Genomic DNA, 12331 nt, shown 5'->3' on the forward strand with positions numbered 1-12331 from the left:
ATGAAAACTGTTAATTTATTAGTAGGTGGACCCACTAATTTATGGCCTAATGATTTAAAATTAGGAAAAATTCATGATAATTGGATTGGTGTTGATCGTGGTAGCTTTAGATTGATTGAGATGGGAATAAATCCAATTGTATCTATTGGTGATTACGATTCTATGAATGATGAAGAATTGTCTGTTGTTAAAAGTCATGTAGATGACTTAAGAACTTTTGATCCAATTAAAGATGATACAGATACTCAATTAGCTTTAAAAATAGCTAATAAAGAATTAAATGCTGATATAATTAACATATATGGAGCGACTGGTGGAAGACTAGATCACTTTTTATCTAACTTTTTAATGATGACTGAACCAAGGTATAAGAAGATCGTTAGTAAGATCAGAATTATAGATAATCAAAATACGATATCTTACTTCTTACCTGGCAGTCATATAATTAAAAAGGAATTAGACAAGAAATATTTAGCTTATTTACCATTGAACGAAATGAATTTAACTTTAAATGATGTTAAATATACTTTAGATAATTATCATGTTGCTAGGCCAATATCTTTTGCCAGTAATGAATTTATTGGTACGAAGGCGAAGTTTTCATTTGATAAGGGTATTTTAAGCGTTATTCAAAGCAAAGATTTATAAAAGTAAAAAAAACGATGTCTACTATGAAAGAGTAGACATCGTTTTTTGTATTAAAAAAGCTTGGCCAACAAGCCAAGCTGAATAAAATTAGGCACGAGTAACTTTACCTGATTTTAGTGTACGGGTACTAACCCAAACTTTCTTAGGCTTGCCATCTACAAGGATATTAACCTTTTGTAGGTTTGGCTTCCAGCTACGACGTGAAGAATTCAAAGCATGGGAACGTTTGTTACCATAATGAGTTCTTTTACCATTAATAAAATCTTTAGCCATCGGTAAATTCCTCCTTTTAATGATTTCTCAAAAGCGTTGCTTTTATTACATCTCACTCTAATAATTTAGCATATTAAAAGCGGATTTGCAATGTTTTTCTTTCAAGGAATTATACTTGACAGTTTAAACCCTTTTATAATAACAACCCTTTAGCTTTTTTTAAACTTGTGGTAATATTATATATCGAATATATTAGAAAATTTATCTTCTAAGGAGGCTATGGTTATGGCCGTAAAAATTAAAACAAAACATGGATTAATTGATATTAATAACAATGTCATTGCTACTGTTGTTGGCGGTGCTGCTACTGATAACTTTGGGGTTGTTGGCATGGCTAGCAAAAATCAAATTAGAGATAATGTTAATGATATTTTAAAAAAAGATAATTATGCAAGAGGTGTTGTTGTTCGCCAAAATGACAATGGAATCTCTGTTGATGTAAATATAATTGTGAGCTTTGGGACAAAAATTTCAGAAGTTTGCAAAAATGTTCAATCAAAAGTGAAATATAATTTAGAAACGATGCTTGGCATTTCTGCCAATGCAGTCAATGTTATTGTTCAAGGTGTTAGAGTCTTAGACTAATAACTAATTGATTGTGATTAATCGGAGGAGGTTTATTGTAGTTGTCTGTTTCAAATATAACAAGCGAAAAATTTAATCAGATGGTACAAGCAGCATCTATAACTTTGAATAATAATGCAAAATTTATTAATTCTTTAAATGTGTTTCCAGTTCCTGATGGTGATACTGGTACAAATATGAGCATGTCTTTTGCTAGTGGTGCTAAATATGTAGACCAAGATAATAGTGAATCTGTCGGTGATTTGGCAAAGTCGTTAGCTAAAGGATTATTAATGGGTGCTAGGGGTAATTCTGGTGTTATCCTTTCACAAATTTTTAGAGGCTTTTCTAAATCTGTTGAAGATAAAAAAGAATTGGATGCAAATGATATTACTGATGCATTCATTAATAGTGCTAAAATTGCCTATGGATCTGTGATGAAGCCTACAGAAGGTACAATTTTGACAGTTATCAAAGGAATTGCTCAAGCTGGAAAGAATTCAAATAAGAAGGATTTAGCTGAATTATTTGATGAATTAACTGATGGTGCTGATATTGCTTTAAAATCAACTCCTGATTTGTTGGATGTTTTAAAACAAGTAGGAGTAGTTGATTCTGGTGGTCAAGGATTATTTTTTGTAATTAAAGCCTTTAGTGATGTACTAAATGGTAGAAAAATAGAATCAAGTCATCAACCTAACGCTGCTGAAATGAGTCAAATGATAGACGCTAATCACGAACAAAGTGATGAAAGTGCACAAGGCAAGTTAAATCCTGAAGACATTAAGTATGGTTATTGTACACAAATAATGGTTAGAATTGGTCGTGGAAAACAAATCAAATATGATTTTGACTATGATAAATTTTATGAATACTTAGCTAAATTAGGTGATTCTTTATTAGTTATTAACGACGATGAAATTGTTAAAGTTCATGTTCACACCGAGCATCCAGGAAAGGTACTTGCTTGGGGACAATTATTTGGGGATTTAGCTAATGTTAAGGTTGATAATATGCGTCTACAACAAGAGGATATTATTGAAAAAGATGATAAAAAATCGGCTAAAGAAGATAATACACCTAAGGAAACTGCGATTATTTCAATCGTATCAGGTGATGGACTAGGAGAATTATTTCGTAGTTTAGGTGTTACTAACATTATTAAGGGTGGACAAACAATGAATCCTAGCACTCAAGATATTGTGGACGCTGTTAATAGTAGTAATGCTAAAAAAGCTATTGTTTTGCCTAATAATGGAAATATATTTATGGCCGCTGAACAAGCTGCTGAAGTTTCAGATATACCTACTAAAATTGTTCATACTAAAACTTTACAACAGGGCCTTACATCCGTCTTATCATTTAACCCAACTGCTTCATTAGATGAAAATGTTGATTCAATGGAAGACATGTTAGATACGGTTAAAAGTGGAGAAGTAACTTATGCTGTCAGAGATACTAATATAAATGGTGTTGATATTAAAAAAGGTCATTTTATGGGTATTGTTGATGGTGATATTCAAATTACTGGGAAACATTCTGTTGATACCGCTGTTCAAATGGTTCAAAAAATGTTAGATGAAGATAGTGAAGTTATTACCATTATCTATGGTAGTGATTCTAATGAAAAGGAAGCTAACAAAGTAAAATCTGCTTTAGAAAAAATCGATTCTGATCTTGAAATCGAAGTTCATGAAGGAGATCAACCAGTTTATCCATTTTTAGTTTCAGTAGAATAAATCAATCGGAGGTTACTCCGGTTTTTTTATTTATTATTTTCTTGATTAGGAGTTGATTTTATGAAAAATTTAAAAGATAATGTATCAGTTCTTAAGGGCGTGGGTCCTAAAAAACAAGAAGCATTATCTGAACTTCAAATTAATACAATTTTTGACTTATTATCTTATTATCCATTTAGATATGATGATTTTGAAGTTAAAAATATTAATGAGATTGTTGATCAAGAAAAAGTAACTTTAAAGGGAACTATTGCTTCTGAACCTACAGTTGTTCATTATGGTCGTAGAAGGAATATACTAAATATTCGATTTTTAATTAATAACGATATAGTAAAGGTCACTTTTTTTAATCAGCCATGGTTAAAAAAGCAGTTACCGGTAGGAAAAGAAGTTTTAATCTATGGTAGATTTGATAAAAATCGTTCATCTATGGCCGGCATTAAAATTTTGCAGTCTAGCGATAGTAATCAAATGAGTTCCATCTATCCTGCTAATAAACATGTAAGACAAAGTACTATTAAAGAAACAGTAAAGTTAGCATATGAAGAATATAAAGATTGTATTTTTAATATTGTTCCTGATGATTTAAGAAATAAATATAAACTAGAAAATCTCAAGACGGTTGTTCATGATATGCATTTTCCGAAAACAAAAAAAGAAGCAATGTTAGCTCGTCGAACTGCTAAGTTTAATGAATTCTTTTTATTTCAAATGCGTTTGCAAAATTTAAAGTCGGTTAATCAAAATAAAGGTCTATCTATTAAATTTGATCAAATCAAAATAGACCAATTCATTGATAAATTACCATTTGAATTAACGGATGCTCAAAAAAGAGTTGTTAATGAGATCTTTATGGATCTTAAATCTAATCGTCAAATGAATCGACTGTTGCAAGGAGATGTTGGTTCTGGTAAAACTATTGTTGCAGTATTAGGAATATATGCATGTATTGATGCTGGGTATCAAGCTGCTTTAATGGCACCAACAGAAATTTTAGCTGAACAACATGCTAATAAATTAGCTAAATTATTTGAAAATACTAATATTAATGTGTCATTATTAACCGGTAATACTAAACAATCTGCTCGTAAGGAATTACTTCCAAGAATAAAAGATGGAGAAGTAAATTTAATAATAGGTACACATGCATTAATTCAAGATAGTGTTGAATATGCTGATCTAGGATTAGCCATAATTGATGAGCAACACCGCTTTGGTGTTAATCAGAGGAAAAAGTTGCGAGAAAAGGGTGAAGGAACCAATGTTTTAGCAATGACAGCTACCCCAATTCCTAGAACTTTAGCAATTACTTCATATGGTGAAATGGATGTATCAATAATTGACAAATTACCAGCTGGAAGACAACCGGTTAAAACTTCTTGGATAAGAGAAAATCAATTTAAATCTACTTTACCATTTATTAACGACAGATTATCATCTGGAGAACAAATCTATGTTGTTACTCCTTTAGTTGAAGAGTCCGAAGCAGTTGATATGAAAAATGCGGTTAATATTTATGAAAGTTTTAAAAATATCTTTGAACCTAAATATCAAGTTGGACTTTTACACGGAAAAATGAATGATGATGAAAAAAATAGTATTATGGGTGAATTTCAAAAAAACAATTTACAAATTTTAGTTTCAACAACAGTTATTGAGGTTGGTGTAGATGTAAGTAATGCAACGATGATGATTGTATTTAATTCTGATCATTTTGGTCTTGCCCAATTACATCAACTACGAGGAAGAGTAGGTCGTGGAAAAAATCAATCATATTGTTTATTAGTAGCAGATCCTAAAACTGAAGTTGGTGCTAAAAGAATGAACGTAATGGTTGATAGTAATAATGGTTTTATTATTTCACAAAAGGATCTTGAACTTAGAGGCCCAGGTGATGTAATGGGTAATGCCCAATCTGGAGTGCCAGACTTTAAGGTTGGCGATCCAGTTGCTGACTTAACAATGTTGAATATTGCACAACAAGAAGCTATTCAAATTGTTAGCCAAAGTGATTGGAAAACTAAATACAGTAAATTATTTGAATATGTCAGCGAAAATAACAAAAAAATATTTGATTAATTAAAGGAGAAACAAGATGAAAATTGCAATTGATGCTATGGGTGGAGATTATGCACCAACAGAAGTAGTTAAAGGTGTGGAATTGGCTAGAAATGAATATCCAGATCTTGAATTTAAATTATTTGGACAAATTGATAAGATTAAGCCACTAATTGAAAATGAAGAAAGAATTGAATTGATTCAGTCTGACGAAATAATTGAAATGGCTGAAGAACCAGTTAAAGCAGTTATGAAAAAGAAAAATTCTAGTTTAGATATGGCTGCTCAGTCAGTAAAAGACCATGAAGCAGATGCTTTCTTTTCTGCTGGGAATACTGGTGCCATTTTAGCAGCTGGATTATTTATCATAGGTCGAATTAAAGGTATTGATAGACCGGGACTAGCTACTACTCTACCAATTGTTAATGATCCAGAACATGATAACTTTGTTATGCTAGATGTTGGTGCTAATGCTGAATCTAAATTATTTAACTTATATCAATATGCATTTATGGGTAAATATTACGCTGAAAATGTTCGAAAGATTAATAACCCAAGAATTGGATTATTAAACAATGGGACAGAAGCTGATAAGGGTGATAGTTTGCATAAAGCAGCTAATGAGTTACTATCTAAAGATAATAATTTAAACTTTATTGGTAATGTTGAATCAAGAGAATTACTAAATGGTGCTGCTGATGTGGTTATTACTGATGGCTTTACTGGTAATGCTGCATTAAAGGCAATTGAAGGAACTGCTTTATCATTATTAACCTTAATTAAGGGAGATATTATGTCTGCTGGTTTAAAATCAAAATTTGGTGCATTGATGTTAAAACCTACATTTAAGAAAATTGGCAAACAAATGGACTATTCTCAATATGGTGGTGCTGTTTTAATGGGAACTAAAGCCCCCGTTGTTAAGGCGCATGGAAGTAGTAAAGCCATTACTATTAAAAATACAATTTTCCAAATTAAATCAATGATTGATTCTAAAACGATTGATAATGTTGTTTCATATTTTGATGAACATTCAGATAAAATGGCAGAAATTAAACAAAATGCTAAAAACAAATAAATCTGGTATAATTTAGATACTAATTTAATATAGATTTGAGGAAAGCTAAATGAATAAAGAAGAAGTATTGAATAAAATTTCCGATATGGTTGCAGATCAATTTAGCGTTGATCGTGATTCAGTTAATGGTAGTTTAAATTTCCAAAAAGATTTAGATGCTGATTCAATTGATTTTGTTGAATTTGTTTTAGATCTGGAAAACACTTTTAATACTGAAATTTCAGATGAAGATGCTGAAAAAATTCAAACCATTGACGAAGCTGTAGACTATGTAATGTCCAACTCAGACAATAAATAGATAATTTATAAGGCGATTACTCAAAGGGTAATCGCTTTTTATTGTTTTAATAATATGGAGGAATTTTAAATGATAGCAGAGTTTGATGAATTATTAGAAAAAAATTTTGGAATAAAATTTCATGATGAATCTTTATTAGATGAAGCTTTTACTCAAGCTTCATATGTTAATGAACATCCAGGCCAAAATTTAAAATTTTATGAAAGAATTGAATTTTTGGGTGACGCAGTTTATGAATTAGTAGTATCAGATTATATTTTTAAAAGATATCCTAAATTACCACAGGGAAGATTAACAAGATTAAGAGCAGCTATGGTTAATGAACATAGTTTTAGTAGTTTTGCTAGAGAATGTCATTTTGATAAATACATTCGCTTAGGTAAAGGTGAAGAAAAGGCACACGCTAGAGAAAGAGATTCTCTGTTATGTGATATTTTTGAATCATTTATTGGTGCTGTTTACTTAGATCAAGGGATGGATCCAGTAGTTAAGTTTTGTCATCAAGTGATTTTCCCTAAATTAGATGAGGGATGGTTTGATGAATTTTTTGATCACAAAACTGAATTACAAGAATTGGCTCAACAAAATGGACCTGTTGAAATTGAATATCACTTATTAGATGAAAATGGTCCAGACAACGATCGTAGATTTAAAGTTTCAGTTACTATTGATGACAAAGAAGAAGGCGTTGGGGAAGGTCATTCTAAGAAAAACGCTGAACAAGGTGCTGCTAAAAAGGCCTTAAAACAATACTTAGAATAATCTAAAATTTAGAATGGGGAATTAAATTTGAAGTTAAAATCATTAGAAATTATTGGCTTTAAATCTTTTGCTAATAAGACAAAAATTAATTTTAATAATGGTTTAACCGAAATAGTCGGTCCAAATGGTAGTGGTAAAAGTAATGTTATTGAAGCTATTAGATGGGTCTTAGGTGAACAGTCCGCTAAAACGCTTCGTGGCACTAAAATGCCAGATATCATTTTTTCTGGTTCTAGTACACACAAAGCAGTAAATCGTGCTGAAGTAAAATTGACTCTTGATAATACAGACCAATATATTAATAGCCCTTATTCTGAAATAATAATTGCTAGAAAGCTTTTTAGAAGTGGTGAAAGCCAGTATTCTATTAATAATCAAGAATGTAGGTTAAAAGATATTAATAATTTATTTATGGATACTGGAATGGGACTTGGCTCATTTTCTATCATTTCACAGGGGAATATTGAAAAAATATTTAATAGTAAACCTGAAGAAAGACGTTCTATTATTGAAACTGTTGCTGGTGTTTTTAAATATAAACATCAAAAACATGATGCTAATTTAAAACTTAGTCAAACGAAAGAAAATTTAGATCGTGTTGAAGATATTATCTATGAATTAAAGGATAGAAATGATTCTTTAAAAGAGCAGAGTATCAATGCTAAAAAATATTTGAAAAATAAAGATGCATTAGACAAAATTGATACACAAAGATTGGTTCTTGAATTAAAAGATTTATTAGATAAAGATAATACCAATGCAATTAATTTAGATAATATTAAATCCAGTAAAAATAGCCTAAATGATAAAATAAATAACGTATCTAGTGAAATTGGTATTTATAAAAAAAATTTGGAAAATAAACTAAATATCAAGGAAAAATTACAGGATCAGTTATTAGTTAATTCTCAAAAATTAGAAAAAGTTTCTGGAGAACAAAATTTATCAAAACAGGATTTAAATTTTAAAAAGAAAAATTTAGACGAAAAACAGGAATATTTAAATTCTTTAAAACAAGAAAAATCTGATTTAAATGATAGGCAAGTTCAATATAATTTAAAAATTGAAGATTTATCTAAATATTCTCAAAAAATTGCAGAAGATATAAATAATAGTAATTTAAATGATATTAATAAAGAGATTGACGATAAGAATAAAGCTCAAGAAAATTTAAAATCTGATTATTTAAATATAATGCAGCAAATATCAGATCTTAATAATAAAAAAAGATATTTAGAGAAATCTAGGAAGCAAAACGATGCTCAAAATATTAATCAAAAGCGCCGACTCAACGATGCCAAGTCAGATTTAAATAAAATTAAGGAAAAAATATATAAAGATAATTCAAATATAAATGCATTAAAAGATCAATATTCCAATTTGAAGAATGAATATGATAATAGTAAGAATGAACTAAATTTAATTGATAATAAATTAGAGCAAATTAAATCGAATTGGTATAAACGCTTAGAAAGATATCAAAATTTAAAAATTCAATTTAATAGTTTAAAAAGCTTACATGATAATCATTCAAACTTTTATCGTGGATCTCAAAGTATCCTTAATGCAAAAAATAAACTCGGTGGAATATATGGAGCAGTTTCTGATTATTTAATTGTTGATAAAGATAAGTCTTTAGCTATTGAAACTGCTTTAGGTGGTCAATTACAACAAATTATTGTTAAAAATACTTATGATGCAAAATCTGCTGTAAATTACCTTAATAAAAATCATCTGGGTAGAGCAACATTTTTACCAATAGATAGTTTATCTAAAAGATTTATTAATTCAAATAAGTTAGAGCTATGTAAAAATAATCCTGGATTTATAGGTGTTGGGTCTGATTTAGTATCTATTGATGATAATTTACGTATTATTAAAGAACATTTATTAGGAAATGTTATCATTGCAAAAGATTTAAATTCTGCAACCGATATAAGTAATTCCATTCATCATACTAATCGTGTTATTACGTTGAATGGCGAGATTATTAATGCTGGTGGTTCGATAACTGGTGGAAAGAATAAACAACATTATGATGGAATATTATCTCAAAATAATAAGTTAGCTAGCTTGAAAGACAAATTTTCTGCTGCTAAAAATGACTTACAAATTATCGAACAGAGTATTCCAGGACAAGAAAAAGCACAAAGCAAAATTAAAAATGAATTAGATACATTGGAAGATAAAATTCATAGTTTATCTAATAAAATTATTAATTATAAAAATAATAATTCATTTAATGAAAAGCTATTAAATGAAAAAAGTAGAGAAATTGAATCTATTGAATTATTAACATCTAATAATGAAAATGATGATTATGATGCACAACAATTAGAAAGTAAAAATTTAAAGGCCAACTTAGATAAGAAATTATTAATTAATCAAAGATCATCTAATGATATTAAAGAAAGACTTAGTACTTTGTCTTCTTTAAAAAATGACTTAAATGATAAAGTTAATAACTATAAATCTAATTTAGCTGTTTATAAAGAAAAGATTAATAATTATCGTGATAAAAAGGCTGATAATATTGAAAAATTAGATCAAATTAATGATAGTATTAATGAAACAAAAGATTTAATAATTAATTTACAAAATGAAATTAACATTGGTATGAGTGAAAAAGATAACTCACATGAAATAAGTAAATTAAAATTATCAATTTCCTCAAATAAAGAAGAATTGTCTCAATGTGATGCTGACATTGATAGCATTCAATTAAAAATTAATGATTACGATGAAAAGTTGGATGCTTATAGAAATTCTTATATTGATGTGAATAGCCAGTACAATAAATTATCGAATAACCACATGCAATTGGATGAGAAAATTAATAAGCTAAAGAATAGACTTGTGGATAAATATAAAATGAATTCTAATAAGATTAAGCAATTACAAATATCATTTTCTTATCAGGATATTATAAATAAGATTAGAATACTTAATAAAAAAATCAGTGATCTTGGTCATGTTAATATATCTTCAATTGAAGAATATAAAGATGTTTCCGAACGTTATACATTTTTAGTTAAACAATCGGATGATTTAAAAAATTCAAGTAAACAGTTAACAGAAACCATGAATAAAATAGACGATACTGTTAAAGTTAAATTTAAAGATACTTTTGATAAAGTGGCCAGTCAATTTAAAAATGTTTATACTGAAATTTTCGGTGGTGGGAAGGCAAAATTGATTCTAACTAATCCAGAAGATTTGTTAACTACAGGAATTGAAATTATGGCACAACCACCTGGTAAAAAATATCGTCATATGTCTCTACTTTCTGGTGGTGAAAAGGCTTTAACTGCTATTTCTTTACTATTTGCTGTTCTAAAAGTTAAACCGGTTCCGTTTTGTATACTAGATGAAGCTGAATCAGCTTTGGATGCAGAAAACGTTGATAGATATGCTAATTATATGAGTAAGTTAGATTTAATTACTCAGTTTATTGTTATTACTCATCGTAAAGAGACAATGATGTATGCTGATACATTATATGGTGTTACAATGCAAAATTCTGGTGTCTCAGAAGTTGTATCAGCTAATTTAAATAAATTTACTTCAATGGAGGATTAAAATTATGGGTTTATTTGATATATTTAAGCGCAGATCAAAAAAGGATAAAGAAAAACGTGAACAACAAGAAACAAATGAAGAACAAGAAAATAAAAAACAAGAGAATGATAATAATCAAGATTTAAATAATAATAATGAAGATACAAATGATCTAAATGCAAATGAAAGCTCATCTGAAAATAATGTAAAAGATGAAAATTCAAATCAAAATGATGATTCTAAAAATAATGCTTCTGTTGATAATGATAAAGATAATTTAGCAAATGATGATAAAGAAACTTCTGAAAGAGTTGACAATTCAGACATTCAAAGTCATTCTGAAGAACAAGAACAAGAACAAGAACAAGAACAAGAACAAGAACAAGAACAAGAGCAAGAACAAGAACAAGAACAAGAACAAGATTCTGATAAATTTGAAAAGGGGCTTTCAAAGTCTAGATCTACCTTTGGTGAAAAATTAAATCGTTTGTTTGCTAATTTTAGATCAGTTGATGAAGACTTTTTTGATGACTTAGAAGATACTCTAATTGAATCTGATGTTGGATTTGATATGGCTGTTAATTTGACTGATCAATTAAGAGAAGAAGTTAAATTGCAAAATGCCAAAAATAAAGAAGATGTTCAAAATGTTATCATTCAAAAGATGATTGATATTTATGATCAAGCTGGTAATGATGAATCAACTGAAATTAATATGGCTGAAAATGGTCCTACAGTTATTTTATTTGTTGGGGTTAATGGTGTTGGTAAGACTACTACCATTGGAAAAATGGCAGATAAGTATAAGAAAGATGGCAAAAAAGTTTTACTAGCTGCAGCCGATACTTTTAGAGCAGGTGCAATTGAACAATTAGATGAATGGGCAAAAAGAGATCAAGTAGATATTGTTAAAAAACCTGAAAAAAGTGATCCATCTGCAGTTGTATATGAAGCAGTTCACAAAGCAAAAGCAGAAGACTATGATGTCTTGTTTGTTGATACAGCAGGTCGTCTACAAAATAAAGTTAATTTAATGAATGAATTATCTAAAATGAAGAAAGTATTAACTAGAGAGATTCCTGACTCACCACACGAAGTTTTATTAGTTTTAGATGCAACTACTGGGCAAAATGCTTTAAATCAAGCTAAATTATTTAAAGAAACGACTGATGTTACGGGAATTATTTTAACTAAATTAGATGGTACTGCTAAGGGTGGTATTGTTTTAGCAATTAGGAATGAATTACATCTACCGGTAAAATATGTTGGCTTAGGTGAAAAAGTAAGTGACTTAAGCAAATTTGATGCAAATGATTATGTATATGGATTGTTTAAGGGATTAATTAAATAATT

The 12331-nt window shown here is 29.1% G+C and carries 10 protein-coding genes; 9 read left to right on the forward strand and 1 reads right to left on the reverse strand.

What is annotated here, in order from left to right:
* Positions 1–648, forward strand: a complete 648-nt coding sequence (locus DY123_RS02330; RefSeq protein WP_108983194.1) for a thiamine diphosphokinase — start codon at positions 1–3, stop codon at positions 646–648.
* Positions 649–735: 87 nt separating this feature from the next.
* Here the strand turns inward: DY123_RS02330 and rpmB are convergent, their stop codons facing one another.
* Complete coding sequence (rpmB, locus tag DY123_RS02335; RefSeq protein ID WP_105955985.1) at positions 736–921, reverse strand: 50S ribosomal protein L28; 186 nt, start codon at positions 919–921, stop codon at positions 736–738.
* A 225-nt stretch (positions 922–1146) separates the two neighbouring features.
* On the opposite strand from rpmB, the gene DY123_RS02340 reads away from it, so the two are divergent.
* The 8 genes from DY123_RS02340 to ftsY all read left to right on the forward strand — a co-directional run bounded on the left by DY123_RS02340 (position 1147) and on the right by ftsY (position 12329).
* The gene (locus DY123_RS02340; RefSeq protein WP_140923953.1) at positions 1147–1506 is read left to right on the forward strand and encodes an Asp23/Gls24 family envelope stress response protein; all 360 of its coding nucleotides are present in this window, start codon (positions 1147–1149) and stop codon (positions 1504–1506) included.
* Positions 1507–1547: 41 nt separating this feature from the next.
* Positions 1548–3224: a DAK2 domain-containing protein gene (locus DY123_RS02345; RefSeq protein ID WP_140923955.1), complete on the forward strand. Its 1677-nt coding sequence runs from the start codon at positions 1548–1550 to the stop codon at positions 3222–3224.
* 60 nt (positions 3225–3284) lie between these two features.
* Complete coding sequence (gene recG, locus DY123_RS02350; protein WP_140923957.1) at positions 3285–5303, forward strand: ATP-dependent DNA helicase RecG; 2019 nt, start codon at positions 3285–3287, stop codon at positions 5301–5303.
* 16 nt (positions 5304–5319) lie between these two features.
* A complete protein-coding gene (plsX, locus tag DY123_RS02355; protein ID WP_108982796.1) occupies positions 5320–6360 on the forward strand; it encodes a phosphate acyltransferase PlsX in 1041 nt (346 codons plus the stop codon).
* A 49-nt stretch (positions 6361–6409) separates the two neighbouring features.
* Complete coding sequence (gene acpP, locus DY123_RS02360; RefSeq protein ID WP_105987724.1) at positions 6410–6658, forward strand: acyl carrier protein; 249 nt, start codon at positions 6410–6412, stop codon at positions 6656–6658.
* A gap of 69 nt (positions 6659–6727) precedes the next feature.
* Complete coding sequence (gene rnc / locus DY123_RS02365) at positions 6728–7420, forward strand: ribonuclease III (RefSeq protein WP_108982795.1); 693 nt, start codon at positions 6728–6730, stop codon at positions 7418–7420.
* Positions 7421–7447: 27 nt separating this feature from the next.
* A complete protein-coding gene (gene smc, locus DY123_RS02370) occupies positions 7448–10999 on the forward strand; it encodes a chromosome segregation protein SMC (protein ID WP_140936390.1) in 3552 nt (1183 codons plus the stop codon).
* A gap of 4 nt (positions 11000–11003) precedes the next feature.
* Positions 11004–12329 carry a signal recognition particle-docking protein FtsY gene (gene ftsY / locus DY123_RS02375; RefSeq protein WP_140936391.1) on the forward strand — a complete coding sequence of 442 codons (1326 nt, stop codon included), beginning with the start codon at positions 11004–11006 and terminating at the stop codon, positions 12327–12329.
* Positions 12330–12331 lie beyond the last annotated feature (2 nt).

It is taken from the genome of Apilactobacillus micheneri (assembly GCF_006493595.1).
In the GTDB taxonomy this organism is placed as follows: domain Bacteria; phylum Bacillota; class Bacilli; order Lactobacillales; family Lactobacillaceae; genus Apilactobacillus; species Apilactobacillus micheneri.